The sequence below is a fragment of the Tsukamurella sp. 8F genome (assembly GCF_029167375.1).
GTDB lineage: Bacteria > Actinomycetota > Actinomycetes > Mycobacteriales > Mycobacteriaceae > Tsukamurella.
Window position 1 is genome coordinate 62,610 of the sequence record NZ_JARFTP010000012.1, and the last position, 19,631, is coordinate 82,240.

The 19,631-nt window shown below is 69.4% G+C and carries 23 protein-coding genes; 16 read left to right on the top strand and 7 right to left on the bottom strand.

Features of this window, described 5'->3' with window-relative positions:
- The first annotated feature begins 27 nt into the window (after positions 1 to 27).
- Positions 28 to 705, top strand: coding sequence for a response regulator transcription factor (locus P0W64_RS11455; RefSeq protein WP_275480243.1), 678 nt, complete (start codon positions 28 to 30; stop codon positions 703 to 705).
- 22 nt (positions 706 to 727) lie between these two features.
- Here P0W64_RS11455 and P0W64_RS11460 read toward each other — a convergent pair whose 3' ends face one another.
- Together P0W64_RS11460 and P0W64_RS11465 are read right to left on the bottom strand one after the other, a co-directional pair.
- On the bottom strand, positions 728 to 2,038 hold the full coding sequence (locus P0W64_RS11460) for a HAMP domain-containing sensor histidine kinase (RefSeq protein ID WP_275480244.1): 1,311 nt from the start codon (positions 2,036 to 2,038) through the stop codon (positions 728 to 730).
- A 9-nt stretch (positions 2,039 to 2,047) separates the two neighbouring features.
- Positions 2,048 to 2,575, bottom strand: a complete 528-nt coding sequence (locus P0W64_RS11465; protein ID WP_275480245.1) for a GtrA family protein — start codon at positions 2,573 to 2,575, stop codon at positions 2,048 to 2,050.
- Between the two features lie 106 nt (positions 2,576 to 2,681).
- Between P0W64_RS11465 and P0W64_RS11470 the strand changes: the two genes are divergently transcribed.
- The 4 genes from P0W64_RS11470 (at position 2,682) to P0W64_RS11485 (ending at position 6,376) form a co-directional block, all read left to right on the top strand.
- Positions 2,682 to 3,938, top strand: coding sequence for a 5-(carboxyamino)imidazole ribonucleotide synthase (locus tag P0W64_RS11470; protein WP_275480246.1), 1,257 nt, complete (start codon positions 2,682 to 2,684; stop codon positions 3,936 to 3,938).
- On the top strand, positions 3,931 to 4,461 hold the full coding sequence (gene purE / locus P0W64_RS11475; RefSeq protein ID WP_275480247.1) for a 5-(carboxyamino)imidazole ribonucleotide mutase: 531 nt from the start codon (positions 3,931 to 3,933) through the stop codon (positions 4,459 to 4,461). The genes P0W64_RS11470 and purE overlap by 8 nt, the downstream gene beginning before the upstream one ends.
- A 99-nt stretch (positions 4,462 to 4,560) precedes the next feature.
- A complete protein-coding gene (locus P0W64_RS11480) occupies positions 4,561 to 5,127 on the top strand; it encodes a hypothetical protein (RefSeq protein ID WP_275480248.1) in 567 nt (188 codons plus the stop codon).
- Positions 5,128 to 5,215: 88 nt separating this feature from the next.
- Positions 5,216 to 6,376, top strand: a complete 1,161-nt coding sequence (locus P0W64_RS11485) for an acyl-CoA dehydrogenase (protein WP_275480249.1) — start codon at positions 5,216 to 5,218, stop codon at positions 6,374 to 6,376.
- Positions 6,377 to 6,506: 130 nt separating this feature from the next.
- On the opposite strand, the gene P0W64_RS11490 is transcribed toward P0W64_RS11485, so the two are convergent.
- On the bottom strand, positions 6,507 to 6,893 hold the full coding sequence (locus tag P0W64_RS11490) for a hypothetical protein (protein ID WP_275480250.1): 387 nt from the start codon (positions 6,891 to 6,893) through the stop codon (positions 6,507 to 6,509).
- Positions 6,894 to 6,941: 48 nt separating this feature from the next.
- Between P0W64_RS11490 and P0W64_RS11495 the strand changes: the two genes are divergently transcribed.
- The gene (locus tag P0W64_RS11495) at positions 6,942 to 7,169 is read left to right on the top strand and encodes a hypothetical protein (RefSeq protein ID WP_275480251.1); all 228 of its coding nucleotides are present in this window, start codon (positions 6,942 to 6,944) and stop codon (positions 7,167 to 7,169) included.
- Positions 7,170 to 7,191: 22 nt separating this feature from the next.
- Here the strand turns inward: P0W64_RS11495 and P0W64_RS11500 are convergent, their stop codons facing one another.
- Together P0W64_RS11500 and P0W64_RS11505 are read right to left on the bottom strand one after the other, a co-directional pair.
- Complete coding sequence (locus P0W64_RS11500) at positions 7,192 to 7,875, bottom strand: TIGR03089 family protein (protein ID WP_343232852.1); 684 nt, start codon at positions 7,873 to 7,875, stop codon at positions 7,192 to 7,194.
- Entirely contained in the window at positions 7,872 to 9,635 is a 1,764-nt protein-coding gene (locus tag P0W64_RS11505; RefSeq protein WP_275480253.1) for an LCP family protein, read from the bottom strand. Before P0W64_RS11505 ends, P0W64_RS11500 begins: the two co-directional genes overlap by 4 nt.
- Positions 9,636 to 9,856: 221 nt before the next feature.
- On the opposite strand from P0W64_RS11505, the gene P0W64_RS11510 reads away from it, so the two are divergent.
- The 6 genes from P0W64_RS11510 (at position 9,857) to P0W64_RS11535 (ending at position 15,039) form a co-directional block, all read left to right on the top strand.
- On the top strand, positions 9,857 to 10,762 hold the full coding sequence (locus P0W64_RS11510; RefSeq protein WP_275480254.1) for a glycosyltransferase family 2 protein: 906 nt from the start codon (positions 9,857 to 9,859) through the stop codon (positions 10,760 to 10,762).
- A gap of 4 nt (positions 10,763 to 10,766) precedes the next feature.
- On the top strand, positions 10,767 to 11,897 hold the full coding sequence (locus P0W64_RS11515; protein ID WP_275480255.1) for an NDP-sugar synthase: 1,131 nt from the start codon (positions 10,767 to 10,769) through the stop codon (positions 11,895 to 11,897).
- Entirely contained in the window at positions 11,890 to 12,699 is an 810-nt protein-coding gene (locus tag P0W64_RS11520) for an SGNH/GDSL hydrolase family protein (protein WP_275480256.1), read from the top strand. The genes P0W64_RS11515 and P0W64_RS11520 overlap by 8 nt, the downstream gene beginning before the upstream one ends.
- Positions 12,700 to 13,326 (top strand): TetR/AcrR family transcriptional regulator, encoded by a 627-nt coding sequence (locus P0W64_RS11525; protein WP_275480257.1) that lies wholly within the window; start codon positions 12,700 to 12,702, stop codon positions 13,324 to 13,326.
- Between the two features lie 67 nt (positions 13,327 to 13,393).
- A complete protein-coding gene (locus tag P0W64_RS11530) occupies positions 13,394 to 14,311 on the top strand; it encodes a diiron oxygenase (protein ID WP_275480315.1) in 918 nt (305 codons plus the stop codon).
- Positions 14,312 to 14,322: 11 nt separating this feature from the next.
- The gene (locus P0W64_RS11535; protein WP_275480258.1) at positions 14,323 to 15,039 is read left to right on the top strand and encodes a DUF4873 domain-containing protein; all 717 of its coding nucleotides are present in this window, start codon (positions 14,323 to 14,325) and stop codon (positions 15,037 to 15,039) included.
- Between the two features lie 10 nt (positions 15,040 to 15,049).
- On the opposite strand, the gene P0W64_RS11540 is transcribed toward P0W64_RS11535, so the two are convergent.
- The gene (locus P0W64_RS11540) at positions 15,050 to 15,697 is read right to left on the bottom strand and encodes a class I SAM-dependent methyltransferase (protein ID WP_275480259.1); all 648 of its coding nucleotides are present in this window, start codon (positions 15,695 to 15,697) and stop codon (positions 15,050 to 15,052) included.
- Positions 15,698 to 15,916: 219 nt separating this feature from the next.
- On the opposite strand from P0W64_RS11540, the gene sigE reads away from it, so the two are divergent.
- The 4 genes from sigE to tatB all read left to right on the top strand — a co-directional run bounded on the left by sigE (position 15,917) and on the right by tatB (position 19,200).
- A complete protein-coding gene (gene sigE, locus P0W64_RS11545; RefSeq protein WP_275480260.1) occupies positions 15,917 to 16,549 on the top strand; it encodes an RNA polymerase sigma factor SigE in 633 nt (210 codons plus the stop codon).
- A gap of 249 nt (positions 16,550 to 16,798) precedes the next feature.
- Positions 16,799 to 17,146, top strand: a complete 348-nt coding sequence (locus P0W64_RS11550; protein ID WP_275480316.1) for an RNA polymerase subunit sigma-70 — start codon at positions 16,799 to 16,801, stop codon at positions 17,144 to 17,146.
- Positions 17,147 to 17,155: 9 nt separating this feature from the next.
- Positions 17,156 to 18,703 (top strand): trypsin-like peptidase domain-containing protein, encoded by a 1,548-nt coding sequence (locus tag P0W64_RS11555; RefSeq protein WP_275480261.1) that lies wholly within the window; start codon positions 17,156 to 17,158, stop codon positions 18,701 to 18,703.
- A gap of 29 nt (positions 18,704 to 18,732) precedes the next feature.
- Positions 18,733 to 19,200 carry a Sec-independent protein translocase protein TatB gene (gene tatB, locus P0W64_RS11560; RefSeq protein WP_275480262.1) on the top strand — a complete coding sequence of 156 codons (468 nt, stop codon included), beginning with the start codon at positions 18,733 to 18,735 and terminating at the stop codon, positions 19,198 to 19,200.
- A 64-nt stretch (positions 19,201 to 19,264) separates the two neighbouring features.
- Here tatB and P0W64_RS11565 read toward each other — a convergent pair whose 3' ends face one another.
- Complete coding sequence (locus P0W64_RS11565; RefSeq protein WP_275480263.1) at positions 19,265 to 19,582, bottom strand: hypothetical protein; 318 nt, start codon at positions 19,580 to 19,582, stop codon at positions 19,265 to 19,267.
- Positions 19,583 to 19,631 lie beyond the last annotated feature (49 nt).

Consider the following 19,631-nt stretch of genomic DNA (forward strand, 5'->3'; position numbering starts at 1 on the left):
CGTACACGGGGTGGCTATGCTGGGCCGATGCCCAGAGTTCTGCTAGCCGAGGACGATGACGCCATCGCCTCACCCCTCGCCCGCGCACTCGGGCGCGAAGGCTATGAGGTGGTTGTGGCGTCGACCGGGACCACCGCCCTGAAGCAGGCCACGGACGACGAGTTCGATCTCATGATCCTCGATCTGGGGCTGCCCGAGATGGACGGGCTGGACGTCTGCCGCGAGGTCCGCGCGGCCCGGCCCGGCATCGCGGTCCTCATGCTCACGGCACGCACCGACGAGGTCGACTTCGTCGTCGGGCTCGACGCCGGGGCGGACGACTACGTCGGGAAGCCGTTCCGGCTCGCCGAGCTCATGGCGCGCACCCGTGCACTCCTGCGTCGGCACAGCACGGCCGCCAATGCCCTGGATGTGGGCGGTATCCGAATGGACGTGCGGGGGAGGAGGGTCACCGTCGACGGCCAGGACGTGAGTCTGGCCAACAAGGAGTTCGAGCTGCTCCGCTACCTCATGGAGCACGCTGGTGAGCTGTTGGCCCGCGAGGACATCCTCGGCGAGGTATGGGGCGATTCAGACCTCCGCGGCTCGAAGACCCTCGACATGCACATCTCCTGGCTGCGCCGCAAGATCGGCGACGACGCCGGCACCAGCAAGCGCAGGATCGTGACCGTCCGCGGCGTGGGCTTCCGCTTCGACGCCGAGTAGGTGCTCATACTCAGGGAGCGGATCAGCGGGGTTCGGAGCTGAATTCGGCCTTGGGCTCGCCCGAGTCCGGAGTAGCGGCGGGAACGAAGACGGCGAATGTGGGTGGGCGGCGGTTCTGGAGTTGCAGGCGGCCGCCGTCGGCCTCGACGAACGCGCGAGCGAGCGCGAGGCCGACGCCCGTGCCGCCGGCGCCGGAGTAGCCGCGCTCGAATATCTTCTGCGCGTCCGAGTCGGAGACGCCGGGGCCCTCGTCGGTGACGGTGACGAGCACCGTCGGCGTGCCGCCCGCGCGCCCGACGGTGATCCGCGCCGTCCCGTCGCCGTGTTGCAGCGCGTTGTCGATCAGCACCGCCACGGTCTCGCGGAGCCGCGCCGGGGTGACCCAGGCGAGGATCGGCTCGCCGTCGGCGACCCGGAGGACCAGGCGTCTGCCCACGCGCGTGTAGAGCGCGCCGAAATCGGCGATCAGCGGACGCAGCTCCTTCTCGACGTCGACCGAACTGCGTGTCCCGGGCGGTGTGGCGGCACGTGCAGCGGCGACCATGTCGGTGAGCGCCGAGGTCAGTCGGTCGACCTGGTCGAGGGCGGCGTCGGCCTCCGTGACGACGTCGGGGTCGGGGTGCATCGACAACTCGTCGAGGCGGATTCGCACGGCGGTGAGGCGGCTGCGGAGCTGGTGGCTGACCTCGCCGACGATCTGTCGCTCGCGGTGCAGCCTATCGGCGATCTCGAGGGTCACGGCGTCCAGGACGTCTGACACACGGTCCAGCTCGGTGATGCCGTGCCGTGCCGGATCGGGGCGGAAATCGCCTCGCGCGATGCGCTCGGCACGGCCGGCGACCGCGAGCACGGGATCCGCGAGGCGGCTCGCTGTCATGGCGGCGACGACTATGCCGGCCGCGATCGACAGCGCCACCATCGTCGAAACGATGGTGAGCACCTGCCACTGCTGGTCGCGCAGGCGGTCGCGTGATTGTTGGAGCCGGATCTGGCCGGTGGTACCGAGGGACATCGACTCGGTGATGGGGTTGTGGCACGGTTCGCCGACCTCGATGTGGTGCAGTCTCCCCTGTGGGTCCGGGTAGTCCAGGGTGAGCCGGCCGCCCTCGGGCAGGATCAGCTTGAGCGATTCGACCTTGATCTCGGCGGGCAGGCGCCCGTCCGTGTCCTCCTGTGCGATGAGCTCGGAGCTGACGCGCTGCAGGCGGTGCTGCAGGTCGTTGCGAGCGGTGTCGTCCACCCAGCGCCATGCGTAGAACGTGAGCGGGATACCCAGCAGCAGGCCGGTGATGGTGACGACCGCGACCGTCGATAAGAGGATCCGGCGGCGCAATCGAGGTGGCTACTTCGGCTCGTCGACGAGGATCTGTTCCTCGGCGGGGGCGCCGGAGATGTCGTCCGGGAATGCCCAGCGCCGCAGGGCCCAGAACCGGAAGATCATCTGCAGCAGGTTGCCGACGATGTAGTTCAGCACGAAGTCGACGGTGACCAGCACCATGTGCGAGTCGGTCTCGCGGAGCGCGAACATGTTGTTCGCGACCCAGATCGGGGCCGCACCGATGATGACGCCTACCGCTGAGATCACGAAGAACAGCAGGGCCTCGTGGTGGCGCTCGCGGCCGCCGCGGTTCTTGAAGCTCCACTCGCGATTGAGGATGTAGGAGAGGATCACGGCGCACACGCCGGAGAAGATCTTCGCCACCGTCGGCTTCTCCGCGAGCACGGTGAAGACCAGCCCGTAGAAGATGGCTGCGTCGAAGATGCAGGTCGTGGCTCCGACGATCGCGAACTTGATCAGCTCGTGATGCTGCATCACCAGCCCGCGCAACGGCGCGGGGGTGCGGTCTAGGATCGCCTCGATGAATGCCACGCGCGAGAGTCTACGCGAACTTCTTAGACTACCTCGCAGAGTGTGATGCGGTCCCGGCGGGCCCGGATGTGTCCGCCGCAGCCAGGTGGCCTGAGAGGATGTCGCCGTGACTGACGAACGACCGGTCCCGAACAGGGACGGACCGCCGCGCGTGACGATGATCGGCGGCGGGCAGCTGGCCAGGATGACGCACCAGGCGGCCATAGAACTCGGCCAGAGCCTGCGGGTCCTCGCCGCGTCGCCGGAGGATCCCGCCGCACAGGTGTGTGCGGACGTCGTCCTCGGCTCGCACGACAGCCTCGACGATCTGCGCCGCGCAGCCGACGGCAGTCACGCCGTGACGTTCGACCACGAGGGGGTGCCCACCGAGCACCTCGTAGCGCTGCAGGACGAGGGCGTCGTCGTCCATCCGCCGCCGCAGGCGCTGCTGTACGCGCAGGACAAGCTGGCAATGCGTCGGCGTCTGCGCGAACTCGGCGCGCCGGGGCCGGACTTCGCGGAGATCGCCTCCGAGGACGACGTTCGCGCGTTCTGGGCCCGCGTCGACGGTGCGATCGTGCTCAAGGCCGTCCGAGGCGGGTACGACGGGCGGGGCGTCTGGCTGCCGGACACGCTGGGCGAGGCCGTCGAGGTGGCCCGTGATCAGCTCGCGGCGGGCGTTCCGCTCATGGCGGAGGAGAAGGTCGAGTGGGTCCGCGAGCTGTCTGCGATGGTCGCGCGCTCGCCGTTCGGCCAGGGCGCCACGTGGCCCGTGGTCGAAACGGTGCAGCGTAACGGGCAGTGTGCGGTGGTGCTCGCACCGGCGCCCGGGCTCGATTCCGTGGCCGCGGAGCGGGCCGAGGCGCTCGCACTGACGATCAGCAGGGAGCTGGGCGTCGTCGGGGTCATGGCCGTGGAGCTGTTCGAGACGGAGGACGGCGGCCTGGTGGTGAACGAACTGGCCATGCGGCCGCACAACTCCGGGCACTGGACGCAGGACGGCTGCGTGACGAGCCAGTTCGAGCAGCATCTGCGGGCTGTACTCGACTACCCACTGGGCGGCACCGCACCGCGCGCGCCGATCACGGTGATGGCGAACATCCTCGGCGCGGCCGAGCGGCCGGAGATGTCGATGGACGAGCGCCTGCACCACCTGATGGCCCGTATGCCCGACGCGAAGGTGCACCTGTACGGCAAGGGGGAGCGACCGGACCGCAAGGTGGGGCACGTCAACATCGTGGGTGGAGAGATCGGCGATGCGACGGACGCACCCACCGAGGGCGCGTACGACGAGTACGTGGCGGCCGTGCGGGAGCGCGCCGAGCGGGCGGCGACGTGGATGTCGACCGCCGAGTGGACCGACGGATGGAGCGAGCATGGCTGAGACGGTGGACGGTTCGACGCGAGGTGGCGGGGCGCGGGTCGGCCTGATCATGGGTAGCGACTCGGACTGGCCGACGATGGAGGCCGCCGCGGAGGCGCTCGCCGAGTTCGGCATCCGGTTCGAGGTGGGGGTCGTGTCCGCCCACCGGACCCCACAGCGCATGCTGGACTACGCGCGCGACGCCGCCGGGCGCGGTATCGAGGTGATCATCGCGGGCGCGGGCGGTGCCGCGCACCTGCCGGGCATGGTCGCATCGGCCACGACGCTGCCCGTCATCGGTGTTCCCGTGCCGCTCAAGTACCTGGACGGCATGGACTCCCTGTTGTCGATCGTGCAGATGCCGGCCGGGATCCCAGTGGCGACGGTGTCCATCGGCGGTGCTCGTAACGCGGGCCTGCTGGCGGTACGGATCCTCGGCACGACCGATCCGGTGCTGCGGCAACGCATCGCGGCGTTCCAGGAGTCGCTCGAGAAGATGGTGCTGGACAAGGACGACGCACTCCGGCGGCGCCTGCTCGAGTGAGCGTCGGGAACCCGCTGCGCACGGAGTGGTTCCCTTAGCGGTGCTCAGCCCTTACACTGACCCGCGACACTTCTGTGACAGGAGAGAACAATGGGTCGGATGGGATTCAAGTTCACTGGTGTGATTGCCGCGGCTGTGCTTGCTGCCGGTCTGGCGGCACCCGCTGCGCAGGCCGCCCCAGCGCCGCAGCCGCCGCATGTGGCGCCGTCGGCGAAGCACGCACCGGCGCCGGGTAAGAAGGCCGTGGGCAAGAAGGCCCCGATGAAGAAGGTCGCACCCAAGGGTGCCGCTTCGCCGCAGCAGGTGAAGGCCATGACGGCCACCATCCAATCGCAGCTCGACGCCGTTCTGGCGGGGGATACCGCGCGCGTGAAGAGGCTGTCGTGCGGCCTGTTCGCCGACGACATCCTGCAGCAGCCCAAGATGCTGCCCGCGATCTCCAAGCAGACGCGCCTCGTCGACGGTCGGCTGGTGATCGGCCGTCCGCGCGCCGCGACGGTGCGCAGCAACCAGGGGAAGATCACCGTCGACCTCGGCACGGCCAAGAACAACCGGCGTGCCGCGAAGACTGTCGCGTTCACGCTGGACCGGACGTCGGGCAGCTGGAAGGTGTGCGCGGCGGACAGCCCTTACGTCACGTTCGCGGGGCTCGCCGCATCGGCGTGATCCGCCGCCGGTTACCCGCAGCTAACTGAACCGGCGGTGCGGGCTAGGATCGACCGAGACACCTGCACGTCGGTCAAAGGAGATCTCCATGGCGGGTAACCCCGACTTCGATCTGTTCCAGCTCCCCGAGGAGCACAACGAGCTGCGTGCCGCGATTCGCGCGCTGTCCGAGAAGGAGATCGCGCCCCACGCGAAGGACGTGGACGAGAAGGAGCGGTTCCCGCAGGAGGCGCTCGATGCGCTGGTGGCCTCCGGGTTCAACGCGATCCACGTCCCCGAGGAGTACGACGGACAGGGCGCGGACTCGATCGCGACCTGCATCGTGATCGAGGAGGTCGCCCGGGTCTGCGGCTCGTCGTCGCTGATCCCCGCCGTCAACAAGCTGGGGACGATGGGTCTGATCCTGAACGGTAGCGACGAGCTCAAGCGTCAGGTCCTGCCGACCCTCGCATCCGGCGAGGCGATGGCGTCGTACGCGCTCTCGGAGCGCGAGGCCGGCTCGGACGCCGCGTCGATGCGCACACGAGCCAAGCAGGACGGCGACGACTGGGTCCTCAACGGCAGCAAGTGTTGGATCACCAACGGCGGCAAATCCACCTGGTACACGGTCATGGCCGTGTCGGATCCCGACAAGGGGTCCAACGGCATCTCGGCGTTCGTCGTGCACAAGGACGATCCGGGCTTCTCGGTGACGGGGTACGAGCACAAGCTCGGCATCAAGGGCTCGCCCACCGCCGAGCTTGCGTTCGAGAACTGCCGCATCCCGGGCGACCGGATCATCGGCGAGCCGGGCACCGGATTCAAGACGGCGCTGCAGACGCTCGACCACACGCGCCCGACGATCGGCGCGCAGGCCGTGGGCCTCGCCCAGGGTGCCCTGGACACCGCGATCGAGTACGTCAAGGAACGTAAGCAGTTCGGGAAGCGGATCGCCGACTTCCAGGCGATCCAGTTCATGATCGCCGACATGGCGATGCGTCTCGAGGCCGCGCGGCTGATGGTCTACACGGCCGCGGCGCGCGCCGAGCGCGGCGAGAAGGACCTGGGCTTCATCTCGTCGGCGTCGAAGTGCTTCGCCTCCGACGTGGCGATGGACGTCACCACCGACGCCGTGCAGTTGCTCGGTGGAGCCGGCTACACGCGGGACTTCCCGGCCGAGCGCATGATGCGCGACGCCAAGATCACGCAGATCTACGAGGGCACCAACCAGGTGCAGCGACTGGTCATGTCGCGCCAGCTGTTGCGCTGACGCTTCGAGCACGAAACGGGCCGCCGGGAAACCTCCCGGCGGCCCGTCGTGAATGCTGCGCGTGTGGCGGCCCGTCCCGAGCTTCAGGCTGCGGACTCAGGCGGTCTGGCGTGGCCTCACCGACGTCGCATCATCCGATGAGCGCGTGGATCGAGATGGCAACCGCCGCTACGGCTGCGACGACGGCGACGAGGCACAGCGGCTCGCGCCGGGCGATCGCGCGGATCGCCAACACGACCGGCACGATGCCGATCACCACCAGGTGACTCGTCTCTGCGAGCAGGATGTAGACCAGCGCCACCACAAGGGCGACGATCGTGCATTGGTTACGCGCCCAGCCGAAGCGGCCGGGCGGCGTCGTTACGACGGGGAGCGGCTGAGCCTGTGGGTACAGCGAACCCTGCGGCGGGTACTGCGGCCCCTGCGGATAGGGGTTGCCATGTGGGTACTGCGGTCCCTGTGCGTACTGCGTCTGCCACTGCTGCTCGCCGTGCTGCCACGATCCGGGATTCGTCATGCGTCGTAGTAGACCGGCGGCCCCCAGTCGATCGCTTAACGCATGCTGATGCCATCCAACCGAGCGCTCCCGCGGCCGTTCATCCTTGCCGCGGCCATACGCACAGTCGCGGGTTGGACGTTCGGCCCCGGCGGCAGATCATCGATGGCCCACACGTTCTCGACCGCGTTGTCCGGGTATGGCTCGGTCGACACCGTCGAGTTCGCATCGTGGACCGACAGTCCACCCGGCCGTTGGCCGACCCGCTCCGAGGTTCGCCTGCGTCGGCTCGCCTGACGCCGGCGCAGGCTGCATGAGCCTAGGTGACGCGGGCGGTCGCCTTCTCGGTCTCGAACTTCGCGGCCAGCCCGTCGCGGTCGGGGTTCGATACGTGTATGACGGAGGCCTCGGCGGCGAGGGGTGCGAGCAGGCCGTCGTAGACGTCGTCCACGCCCGCCCACTCCCGCGTGGACAGCACGCGGTCGCCCCGGGTATAGCCCGCGGATGCGGCCAGCGCCGTCGAGCGGGCCACCACGAGGTCGACGGAGTCGCCGTCGAGGGCGGGACCGGCTCCGCCGGGCGTGAACCCGTCGGGGTGCGCGCGCACCTCTGTGGTGTAGTCGTCGATCCCGACGGGGAGGCCGGAGATCGCTACCCCGAAGGCGTCGAGACCCACTGCGAGAACCTCGTCTCCATCGGCCTCAGACACCCGCTCGGGCGTGCAGAACGTCACCGACCCGGATGCTCCGAACCGTACCTCGCAGCCTGCCCACCATGCTCCGAACAGGATCCCGGCCGTCTGCCAGTGAGCGGGGAGCAGCACGCCCACCTCATCACCCTCGCCCAGCCCGTACTGGTCGCGGAGCAGGTTGGCGCACTTGGCGGCCCAGTTCGCGAGCGTGACGCCGGAGAGGCCCATACGCGCACCGGTCGCATCGTCGTACCAGGTGAACAGAGGATCGGGCCCGGCCGCGGGGAGAAGGATGCGATCGGTGACCGTCAGTCCACGCACGGCACACCCCCGTTCTGGGCGGCTGAGAAACCGGGCCGGTTGAGGATCGACGAGTACGTCGCGGCGAGCGACGGATCCATGGCCTCGGTCGTGGTCGTCTCGGAGTCGCTGCTGTCGCTGCTGTCGCTGCTGTCGCTGCTGTCGGTGGAGCCGGACGCGCCCGGCCCCGTGTAACCGTTCGCGAGAACGACCTTCACATGGCCCGAGTCGACTGACGTGTCCGCAGTGACCGGGAGTCCGCCCAGCGCGGCGGCGACGGCCTTGGCGCCGGCGTCGTCCTTGCTCGGCCCCACGACGGTGCTCCGCGAATAGCTCTCGCCGCCCTCCGCGTTCCCGACGGTGCCACGCGCGTAGCCCTTGCCGGCGAGTAGCTCGGAGACGGCGGACGCCAGGCCGGCCGTGTCGCCCGCGTTGACGACGTCGACGGAGACCGAGCCCGCGTTGACGGACGGCGCGGCCGGGGTGGACGCGGCCGACTTCTTGACGGTCTTCGGGATCTCGCCGCCGAGTAGCGACTTGGTGTAGGCGTGCACCTGCTTCGGATCGACGACGACGACGGACTGCTGGCCGTCGTCGCTCCAGCCGTCGTCGCGGACCACGGGGATGGTGGCGAACTTGATCGCGCCTGCGGACAGGTCCGCGAGTTGCTTGGCGAAACTGATGGTGTCCCACTGGTCGTCGATCGTGACCGAGCGGTGGATCGCGCTTTCGAGCTGATTCAGCTTCGACGGGCTGGACAGGGTGCCCGCGGACAGGACCTTATGCGCAAGGGACGCCATGAACACCTGCTGCCGCACGATCCGGTCGAGGTCGCCGCGGGGCAGCCCGTGGCGTTGCCGTACGAAGCTCAGCGCCTTGGGGCCGTCGAGGGTCTGCTTGCCTTTGCGGAACCGTGCGCCGGAGAACGTGTCGTTGACCGGATGCTTGAGGCACACGTCGACGCCGCCGACGGCATTGGTGAGCAACGAGAACCCGACGAGGCCGATCTCCGCATAGTGGTCGACGGTCACGCCCGTCAGGTCTGCGACGGTCTGCACGAGGGCGTCGCGGCCCGCCTTGGTGGCCTCATCCATCGCCTGCTCCTCGGACTCGCCCTCGTTCTCCAGCTCCTGCTTCTTCTGGATGACGGTGGTGCCGAAGGCCGAGTTGATCTTCCCCTTGCCGAGGCCCGGGATGCTCACGTACGAGTCGCGGGGGATCGACATCGCAGTCGCGGAGCGTCCGTCGTTGGGGATGCGGATGAGGATGATGGTGTCGGTGTTGAGCGTTCCGTCGTCGATACCGGCGTGCAGCTTGGCGAGTTCGCTGTCGGACAGCGGGTTGCCCTGCGCATCCACGCGGGAGTCCGTGCCGACGAGCAGGATGTCGGTCGCCCCGTCGGGCGCCGAGCCGCGTGGGATCGAAACGCGGCTCACCGCGGACTCGAGTGCATCGACGCGCGCCCACGCATACCCGACGACGACCAGAACCAGCACGGACAAGAGGGCGACCGCCGCGGTGCCGAGCCGCAGCACACCCGCGCGGTCGGGTGCCGCCGCGTTCGCGGCTCCGCGGAGCCCCGCGGTGCGGGTTCCGCGCTCACCGTGGCGCGCCGCGGACCGTCGGGAGGGCTCGCCGGGCTCGCCCGACGGCGTGCTGCCGCGGACCCCGTGCGCCGGCGCTCCCTGCGGGCGTGCGTCCCGTCTGGGTTGCCGCCTGCGTGTCGGCCGGTCGCCGGAGCCCCCCTGATCCGGGCTCGGGTTTTCGGGCACCAAACGGCTCCTTCGATCTCTGGCTCGTACGCGCGTGAAGAGGTCACGCGCGTCCGCTGTGACGGCACAGTCGCCGGCACATTCGCGTCAACGGTACTTCAGTCCGGTAGGACTTCCGCTGAAGCGGGAATGTAACGAAGTACATCGCGTCGCGCCTTCCGGGAACCCGCCCGGGAACCTGTGAGCTCGCTGCGCACTCACGCCCCGGTACCCTGTCGTCCGTGGCAGAGGACGGAGCCGAACACAGACGCGAACGCGTGGCGGTCGTGACCGTCACCTATTCGCCCGGTGAGCACCTCGACGACTTCCTCGCCAGCATTCCCGCTGCGACCATCACGGCGCCACGGGTTCTCATGGCGGACAACGGATCCGTCGACGGAGCTCCGGAGGCGGCGGCCGAGCGGTACCCGTTCGCGAGGTTGTTGCGAACGGGCGCGAACCTCGGTTACGGCGGGGCCGTGAACTTCGCTGCTGCACAGGTTCCCGTCGACGTGGAATTCCTCCTCGTCGCCAACCCGGACGTGCGCTTCGCACCGGGGGCGATCGACGAGTTGCTCGCCGCGGCCGACAGGCTGCCGGGCGCCGGCGCGTTCGGCCCGCTGATCCGTGATCCCGACGGCACGGTGTACCCGTCCGCGCGCGAGGTCCCGCAGCTCGTATCCGGCGCCGGCCACGCGGTGCTCGGCAAGGTGTGGCCGGCGAACCCGTGGACGCGCACCTACCAGCAGGCGGAGGCGGCGATCGCCGAGCGGGACGCCGGCTGGCTGTCCGGCTCGTGTCTGCTGGTGCGACGTGCGGCGTTCGACGCGCTCGGCGGCTTCGACGACCGATACTTCATGTATATGGAAGACGTCGATCTGGGCGACCGCCTCACGCGCGCAGGCTGGCGGAACGTGTACGTTCCGTCCGCCGAGATCGTGCATGCGAAGGGGCACGCCGCCGGGCGGGTGCCGGAGGTGACGCTCCGAGCGCACCACGTGTCTGCGTACCGCTTCTTCGCCGACCGGAATCCCGGGCCCGCGAGGCTGCCGCTGCGGGTGGCGCTCAAGGCTGGGCTGGGCGCCAGGTCGCGGATCGCGGTGACGATGGCCAAACGTGCCCGTGCGGGCGCGGTCAGGGAGAGGTGAACCGATGACGGATCAGATCGCGGGTAGCGGTGGGGCGGCCGGTCCGGCCGGCACCGATTCGCCGTTGGGCGACGTGGAGGCGGTGATCCTCGTCGGCGGCAAGGGCACGCGCCTGCGCCCGCTGACGTTGTCGGCACCCAAGCCGATGCTCCCGACGGCGGGACAGCCGTTCCTGACACACCTGCTGTCGCGGATCCGCGACGCGGGCATCTCCCGCGTGGTGCTCGGCACGTCGTTCCAGGCGGAGGTCTTCGAGGAGCACTTCGGCGACGGGTCCGAGCTGGGGCTGGAGCTCGAGTACGTGACCGAGACCGAGCCACTGGGCACGGGTGGCGGCATTCGGAACGTACTGCCGCAGCTGCGCGCCGAGACCGTGATGGTCTTCAACGGCGATGTGCTCGGCGGCAGTGACCTCAAGGCAGTGCTCGCGACGCATCGGGAGAAGGACGCCGATGTCACCATGCACCTTGTGCGTGTGGGCGACCCGCGCGCGTTCGGTTGCGTGCCCACCGACGCCGACGGCCGCGTCACCGCCTTCCTCGAGAAGACCCAGGATCCTCCCACGGACCAGATCAACGCTGGGTGCTACGTGTTCCGTCGTTCGGTCATCGAGGACATCCCGACCGGTCGCGCCGTGTCGGTCGAGCGCGAGGTCTTCCCGGCGCTGCTCAACGGCGGACGCAAACTGTACGGTCACGTCGACTACGCCTACTGGCGCGACATGGGGACCCCGGACGACTTCGTCGCCGGCAGCTCGGACCTGGTCCGCGGGATCGCACCGTCGTCGGCGCTCGAAGGGCCGCGCGGCGAGGCCCTCGTGCACCCGGGCGCATCGGTCGCGCCGGGTGCGCTCGTGATCGGCGGAACAGTTGTGGGCCGGGGAGCGGAGATCGGCGCGGGTGCCAGGCTCGACGGCGCAGTCGTGTTCGACGGCGTGAAGGTCGAGGCGGGCGCGATCGTGGAGCGGTCGATCCTGGGGTTCGGCGCGAAGATCGGCCCGAGGGCGCGTCTGCGCGACGCCGTCATCGGCGACGGCGCCTCGGTCGGCGCCCGCTGCGAGCTGCTGCACGGCGCCCGGGTGTGGCCCGGAGTGGAGCTGCCCGACGGCGGCGTGCGGTTCTCCACCGATGTCTAGCGGGACCGTAGGCGACGCGGGTTCATTCCGCCGCTACGTCGCGATCGGCGACTCGTTCACGGAGGGTGTGGGCGACCCGGACCCGACCGGGACCCACGAGTTCCGCGGGTGGGCGGACCGCGTCGCCGAGCAGCTGGCGGCGCATACGCCCGGATTCGGGTTCGCCAACCTGGGGATCCGAGGCAAGTTGCTGGCGCAGGTCGATGACGAACAGATCGAACCGGCCCTACAGATGCGGCCGGATCTGATCACCGTCTACGCGGGGGCGAACGATCTGATCCGCCCGTCTGTGGACATCGACGCTCTGATGCAGCGCTACGACGCGATGATCGGGCGCCTGGCCGATTCGGGTGCGACCGTCGTGGTGTGGACGGGCGCCGACACCAACGGCGGCGGGATCTTCTCGGCGCTGCGCGGCCGTTTCGCCATCTACAACGAACTGGTGCGTGAGATCGCGGAGGACCGCGGCACGTTGCTGCTCGACTACTGGCGCATGCGGGAGTATCGCGACCCGCGCATGTGGGAGTTCGACCGTATGCACATGTCGACTGCTGGGCACACCAGGATGGCGATCGGCGTCCTGGACCTCCTAGGCGTCGAGCACGACATCGAGGCGCTCGATCTGGGCCCGGTCCCGGTCGTCACCCCGGCGGAGGACCGCGAGATCAAGCGCAGATGGCGCCGCGAGTTCGCCTATCCGTGGGTGGTGCGGCGTGTGCGTGGCGTCTCGACCGGCGACGGGCTTCCCCCGAAGTACCCGCGACTGACGTTGCCCGTCATGGCCGAACCCACGGGGGAGTAGGTGCCGAGCAACGGGTCGCGGAAGCGGGGCGACAGCCGAGCGCAGACACGCGCGGCGATCCTCGGTGCGGTGCTCGAGTGGGCGGCCGAGTCGGGACTCGGGCGGGTGTCCATGGACGCGATCGCACGCCGGGCGCGGTTGGCGCGCGCGACGCTGTATCAGCACTTCCCTGGCCGGGACGCGTTGGTACAGGCGGCGATTCGCAGCGAACTCGATCGCTTCTACGTGGAGGTGGACAAGTTCGCCGGCCGCATCTCGGGACATACCGAGCGCATGGCGGCGAGCTTCGGCTTCGTCTATGCATACCTCCTCAGCCACCGGATCCTCGTGCGTGCGATGGCTGTGAATCCCCAGGTGCTCATCCCGCACATCCTCGGGGACTCGCCCACGCTGGCCGAAGGGCGCGCGTTCTTCCATCGGGAGATCCGCAAGGGTGACTACCGCGCCGACTGCGACCTCGAGGCGCTCGCGGACTTCGTCGTCCGGCAGTTGCACAGCGTCGTGCTGTCTCCGCTGCCCGGATCGAAGGGGGCGTCGACCGAGGAGCTGGTCGCGATAGGACGCCACTATGCGGAGGAGTTCGTCGTTCCTATCCAGCGCAGGTATCTGAAGGGCGACGCGCAGTAGACATTTCTTGAAAACTGTCTATTGGCGGAGTTACGTTGGACACATGACCACAGATGTAGCTCGCCGAATGTCCCACGAGGACGGCCGTTCGCCCGAAGACGGCCGTTCCCGCGAAGACGTCGCAGGCCGCCTCCTCGGTGGCTCGGTCCGTCGTTCCTACGCCCCCGCAGTCGATATCGACTGGGAGGCCCCTCTCGAAGAAGACAAGTGGTTCCTGCCGCCCCAGATGTGCACCCTGTACGGCACCGACATCTGGGAGTCGATGAGCAGGGAACAGCAGGTCGAGCTGTCTCGGCAGGAACTCGTGAACCTGCTCTCCATGGGCGTCTGGTTCGAGAACCTGCTGAATCGGATGCTGTTGCGGAACCTCCTGAGCGCCGATCCGACTTCGCGCGACTCGCACTACTCACTGACCGAGATGGGCGACGAGTGCCGCCACATGGTCATGTTCGGCCGCGTCATCGATCGGATCGGCGCCCGGCCGTTCCGGCTGCGCGGCTGGCAGCTCGGTGTCGTCAAGTACCTGCTGCCGCTGCTCATCCGCGGCGATGCGGTGTGGGTGTTCGCACTGGTGGGGGAGGAGATCTTCGATGCGCAGCAGCGCAAGATCCACCAGGATCCGCAGCTGCAGCCCATCGTCGCCCGGCTGATGCAGATCCACGTCACCGAGGAGGCCAGGCACATCGGGTACGCCCGCGACGCGGCGAAGCGCGGCATGGCGACCCGTAGTCGCCGGCAGACGTTCGTCGCCGGCAACCTGCACTTCGCGGCGGCTCTGGGATTCCGGTACCTGTTCGCGAACCCGCGGATGTACGCCAGGGTCGGTCTCGATCCGCGCGCCGCATACCGCGCCGCGGTGACGAATCCGAACCACATCGCGGCCAAGCACGACGGTTTCCGCGGGCTGGGGAAGTTCCTCGAGTCGGTGGGCCTGATGGGGCCGATAGCCCGGGTGGCGTGGCGGCGAGCGGGGTTCTGGGCGTGAACATCCTGGTCGTGACCGACGGACCGCCGCCGCACTGGCTGGGGTCCACGACGGTGATGCGGCCGCCCACGGAGCCGATCACGTTCGATCCGGCGGCCGACCGCTGGCAGGGCGAGTACGACGTCGTCGTATGCGACGCTCGCGTCGCCGTCGACGTGCCCCGGATTCCCGGCCTCCCGCCCGCGCCCGACGAGATCGGCCCGGGCTCGCCGAACGCGTACCTCGGCGTGCTCGTCGACGGTGTTCCGAACCTGTTCGTACTCGGCGACGGGACCGAGCGCTTCGTCCGTACCTGCTTGAAGTGGATGGCCGAGGAGGGCGCGACACGCATTACCTCCCGTGCTGCCGTCACCGCCGATCACGCTGTGCGGCGCGATACCCGGCGTCGCCTGCGTCGCCCGACGCGCGAAGAGGTCGATCTCTCGGATCCGTATCTGCGCGACGACGGTGTGTACTCCGGGCCCGCGTGCATGACGTCGGGTGAATCGGCGTTCACGGTGCCCGTGCGCCTATCGGGGCACCTGGAACCGCTCGACGGGCACTACCACTGGTACGGCACGGTCGACGACCCGGAGGCGGGCGCGCAGCTGAAGAAGGCGAAGAAGGGCTCGGTGACCCTCGCGATCGGCGACGGGCCGACGGTGCCGGCCGCCGTCACGGAGCGCACGGGGTGGGGGAGCTACCGCGTCGAGGGAACCGGCGGTCCACCGTTCCCCCTCGCGGGCTGAACAGCCACTGCTATTCGGTGTACGCCTTCGCGGCGACGACGAGGCCGCCGCCCAGCGGTAGCACGACAGGCAGGAGGCGCTCGTCGGCCGCGATGGATTCGGTCGCCTCGCGTGCGGCGAGCACGTCGTCGTCGGTGACCTTCGGGTCGGCGATGCGCGCACCCGCGACGCCCGTGTTGACGACGACGACTCCACCCTGGCGCAGCAGCCGCACGGCCTCGGCCACGTAGCGCGGAGCGTCGCCGACCTCGCCGTCGACGAAGATCAGGTCGTACGTCTCGTCTGCGAGTCGCGGCAGCACGTCGAGTGCGTGCCCGTTGATGAGGCGTGTGCGGTTGGTCGCGACGCCCGCCGCCGAGAACCCGATCTTCGCGGCCGACTGGTACTCGGACTCCGAGTCGATGGTGGTGAGGACTCCGCCAGGGCGCATACCGGACAGCAGCCAGAGGCCGCTGATTCCCGCCCCGGTGCCGACCTCGACCACCGATCTCGCTCCGGTGGCGGCCGCGAGCACGGACAGCGCGGCGCCCACCGCGGGCGCGACGGCCGGCACGCCGAGGTCGGCGGCGCGTTCCCGAGCCGAGGCCATCGCGTCGTCCTCGACGATCGCGTTCTCGGTGAACTCGAGCAGGGCGGCGGGATCTGCAGGTCGTGGCACGTGCCCGAGCCTATCGTGAACCCTTGCGTGAGTGGCCGCCACCTGCAACAGTTAGTGACGGAAATAGAGTCACAGGCGACACACAGACTGCTATCAGTGGTGCCACACGGGGGTTCGAAAGGCTCTAGCCGACGCCGATGCTCGACGGGAACAAATGCCGAGTGTCGGGAGTTCAGTGCACAGGAGACCCGGCTCGGGCCGGGGCCGAGGGAGGTTGGAATGGCGCGTTACGCCCGATTCGACGATGCGGTGGAACCGCTGGAGTCGGGGGCCGACGACGCCGCGCCGGAGGGCACCGCCGCTTTCGACGAGACCGGGGACCGGTCGCTGCTCCCGTCTTGGGATCAGTTGGTCCGCGAGCACGCCGATCGCGTATACCGTCTGGCCTACCGGCTGTCCGGCAACCAGCACGACGCGGAGGATCTGACGCAGGAGACCTTCATCAGGGTCTTCCGCAGCCTGCACAACTACGAGCCGGGAACCTTCGAGGGCTGGTTGCACCGCATCACCACCAACCTGTTCCTGGACATGGTCCGCCGCCGTGGCCGCATCCGTATGGAGGCGCTGCCCGAGGACTACGAGCGTGTCCCGAGCGGGGATCCGGATCCCGGACAGGTTCTCGACGATGCGAATCTCGGTGCCGACCTACAGCGAGCCCTCGACTCGCTTGCGCCCGAGTACCGCGCCGCCGTCGTTCTGTGCGACGTCGAGGGTTTGTCGTACGAGGAGATCGCCGCGACGCTCGGCGTGAAGCTCGGAACCGTGCGTTCGCGCATCCACCGCGGGCGCGCCGCCATCCGTGAGACCCTGGCCGGCAGCGGTCACACCACTAGCGCCTCGCTCGCCTACTGAGCGTTCCCGTGCTGTCGGGAACCTGAGGTCGCGTCCCGTTCGTTACTCATGGGTATGCAGTAATGTGAACGGGCGGTAGACCCGCACGGCCGAAAGCGAGGTGGACGCGACGTGAGTGGACCGTATGCGCCCGGGCCCGACCCGGCCGAAGACCCGACCCGTGAGCACCGCACAGCGGCGTTGCGCCGAGTTCTGTCTCGGGTGCCCGGGCGGCTCCAGCAGTCCGGAAACTCGGCTTTCCTCGCCCCCGTGGCCCCGACAGCCCCGGGGGAGCGGCGCTTCACCTCCACTCAACACCTCGCCTTCGAGGCCGTCGTCGCGTACGTCGACGGCGAGCTGCGGATGAACGCGCACATGCGCGCGGCCACGCACATCGCGGAATGCCCGGTGTGCGCGGCGGAGGTCGACGCGCAGCGCCAGGCCCGCGAGATGCTGCGCGAGTCCGGCGAGATCAGCGTGCCTCGCCACCTCCTAGGCACGCTGTCGCAGATCCCTACCGCCTTCGACGCCCCCGAATTCCCCGCCTACAGCTCGACGGATGCGGATACACGGCGCGCCGCGCAGGGGAGGCGAGCCCGCCGCAAGCCGCGTGGGTAGATTCGTGGCGTGACGTCCGACGCCAACACGCCCGACGGTCCCGCCGAGCCTTCGCGGGACGTACCGCAGCCGCCGCACTCCGGCGGCGAGAGGGGTCGCGAGGACGAACCACATCCCCGCTTGGCGCCCCGTCCGACCGCGCGCCCCGGAGTCTCGGAGGGCGAGCACGCCGTGTTCGGGCGTCCGTCGGGTGTTGCGGGCTCCTTCGACGGGCAGGCACCGTCGGTCCCGGACGAGCGGATCGGTTCCGCGGACCCCGATCCCGTGTTGCGCGAGGCCTTCGCGCGCCCCGAGGGGTCGACAGAGGTGCTGCAGCGCGATCCGTTCGCGATACCGCCCGGCACCGAGCGGGAGGATGAGGCGCCGTCGGATCCGTGGCGGGACACGGAGTCGTTGGCCGGATTGGGTGACCCCGCCGCTGAGGCGCCGCCGCGGCCCGAGCCCGGGCCAGGCCCCAAGCTGGGCGTTCGCGAGGTGCTGTTCGGCGAGCGGGTAGCGCCGCGAGCCCTGGCCGCCCTCGCGGGAGTGGCGCTCGTGATCGCGCTGGTAGGGGCGCTCGTGGGCGGCTTCGTCGGCCGCATCACCGGTACCACGTACGAGCGGTTGACGGATCCGCACGCCGCCCTTGCCCAGGACTCGTCGAAGATATCGGACCAGGGCTCTGCCGCGGCCGTCGTCTCGCAGGTCGGCCAGGGCGTCGTGACCATCGATGTGCGGACGCGGACGAGCGGCGGGCTGGGCTCCGGCTCGGTGATCGATGCGTCTCGCGGCTACATCCTCACCAACAACCACGTCGTGTCCGACGCCGTCGGTAACAACGACGCGAAGACCGAGGTCGTCTTCTGGAACGGTCGCCGCGTGCCCGCCAAGGTGGTCGGTGCCGATCCGGGCACGGACCTCGCGGTCGTCAAGGTGGATGTGGACGGGCTCCACCAGATCGGTCTCGGGGACTCCGACCAGCTGGCACCTGGGCAGCCGGTCGTTGCGATCGGTTCGCCGGTCGGACTCGAGCGAACGGTCACCACCGGCGTGGTCTCCGCGACCCACCGGGCCATCCAGGAGCCCGCCGACGGCGCAGACGCCCCGGCCGTGCTGGATGCTGTACAGACCGACGCCGCGATCAACCACGGCAACTCCGGCGGGCCCCTGCTCGATATGAAGGGGCGCCTGGTAGGCGTCAACACGCTGGCCAGCAACGCGGAGTTCGCCGTCGGGCTGAACTTCGCCATCTCGATCAACGTCGCCAAGCCGATCATCGAGAAGATCATCCGGGGCGAGAAGGTCGTGCACGCGGACCTCGGTGTCAACGGGCGCACCGTGTCGAACGACACGGCGTCGGGCGTTCGCGTCGAGAACGTCAAGAACGGCGGCGCCGCGGCGCGCGCGGGCATCCGTGAGGGCGATGTCATCACCAAGGTCGGGGATACGGACGTCGCGGACTATGCCGCGGTGGTGGTCGCGATCCGCGCGGCCGGCGTGGGTAAGCAGGTGCCCGTCACCGTCACGCGCGGCGGCCGGACCACCACCGTGCAGGTGACGCCACAGGCGGACTCCTGAGCGCGGTGCGCGCGGAATAGGATGGCGGGGTGTTCAACATCGGCTGGAGCGAGTTCCTCGTGCTCGCTGTCGCGGGGCTCGTGATCCTCGGTCCGGAGCGCCTCCCGGAGGCGGTGCAGTGGACGATGAACGCGCTGCGCCAGGTCCGGGAGTACGCGACGGGCGCCACGCAGCAGCTGAAGGACGAGATGGGCACGGACTTCGAGGAGTTCCGCGAGCCGTTGCAACAGATCCAGAAGCTGCGCGGCATGACGCCGGCCGGCATCGTCACCAAGCATCTGTTCGACGGGGACGACTCGTTCCTGAGGGGGGACCTGTTCGACGCGTCCCCGACCAAGCCTGCGTCGACGCCCGGGGCTCCCGCAGCCGAAGCCGCCATCGAGGCGCCCGCGAACGGCGAGGCCGCGGAGTCGTCGGGCCCCGTCCCGACGATGCCCCGCATGTCGCAACCACTGAAGCCCGGTGAGCGGCCTCCCTTCGATCCCGACGCGACGTAGCGCGGGTCTCGGGGTGACCGCCCACCGGGCTTCAGGGTCACATGGATCGGATCAGGTCAGGGGATCAGCGACGGGGGAAGCAGCGGCCGGGGACCCAGTGGCCCTGGTGCCAGCGACCCGGCTCCCACCAACCCTGGCGGAAGCGTCCGGGCTCCCACCAGCCCTGGTGCCAGCCACGCCAGTCCCAGAATCCGGCGTGCCAACGTCCGGGCGTCCACGAGCCGGGGTGCCAGCGCGGTCGCTCGTACCAGCCGCCGACCCAATGGCCGGGTTCGCACCAGCCGCCATGATGCGGCGCGGCCTGAGCGACCGCGTCACCGAACACGAAGAACAGGACCGAGAGTCCGATCACTGCCGTAGCGAGGAACAGTATCTTTTTCATGTCCTGGTTATAGGGCGTGAAGTGATCGGCGTTACGCAGTTCGGCAGGA